This window comes from Streptomyces bugieae (genome assembly GCF_036352915.1).
Classification (GTDB): Bacteria; Actinomycetota; Actinomycetes; order Streptomycetales; family Streptomycetaceae; genus Streptomyces; species Streptomyces endophytica.
The window spans coordinates 1-818 of the sequence record NZ_JAZBJP010000083.1; the positions used below are offsets into that span (position 1 = coordinate 1).

Sequence of the window (818 nt, forward strand, 5' to 3'; positions counted from 1 at the left end):
TTCGTAATCCAAGTCAAAGAGCATAAACACACGCAGATGCGGCGGATTGACTTGGATGTAGCGGCGTTTGATGGCGGCAGCGTAAGAGCGCACCAGCATAGGCGCTTCTTTGAAATCTTTGCAGTATGGCTTGTGTGGGATACGTTCTTGCAAGAAGAGGTCGGGTTGGGTGTATAATTGGCTCATGTTGTATCTCGAAACCCCCGTGCAGATTGGCGTTTGGCGGGGGTTTTGCTTTGTCTAAGATTTGCAGATTGTATGCTTGTTTTTAAGATGATACAACTATGTCAAAATAACCATAATCAGATAACAGCCCGATAGGGGGTTCTTATTTCAAAATTTTCCAATCCGCAATTTAGCGAAGCCAGCAGGCGAAGCGGTAAAGCTTGGAGCGCAGCAGCGCGACCTAAGCCGGCCAGCAGGGCGGCGTTTTGGGGGAAACATGAAACCAGTTCCGACAGGGCGGCGTGCGTGTTCTTCCCGGAGTTCTTCATGGAGTATCGGCGAAATGCCGTGATGAAATGCCGTTTTTTTGAGCAGAAAGCAGTCAAAAACAGGGGTATTTTGCCCTTTTGACAGGTTCGAGTGCCGCCGAAAAGCGAACAAAGCAACTCATCATCCGAGTCAGCCCGACCGAGTTTGAGACTTTGACCCGACAGAAGACCCATCCGAATTTAGCCCGCTACATTCGGGAGCGGGTTTTGGAAGATGGCAAAGCATCCGACAAAAAAACCGTCAAATTCCAATTCCCGCCCGAAGTCGTGCGCGTCCTTGCAGGCATGGGTAACAACCTGAACCAAATAGCCAAGGCCCTGAAC

Annotated in this window: 2 protein-coding genes; one reads left to right on the forward strand and one right to left on the reverse strand. The window is 50.0% G+C overall.

The window, feature by feature from the left end:
* The coding region (locus V2J85_RS40260; protein ID WP_474064974.1) for a hypothetical protein at positions 1–186 on the reverse strand (186 nt) is incomplete at its 3' end.
* Between the two features lie 386 nt (positions 187–572).
* Between V2J85_RS40260 and V2J85_RS40265 the strand changes: the two genes are divergently transcribed.
* On the forward strand, positions 573–818 hold a 246-nt coding region (locus V2J85_RS40265; protein ID WP_267429245.1), incomplete at its 3' end, for a plasmid mobilization protein.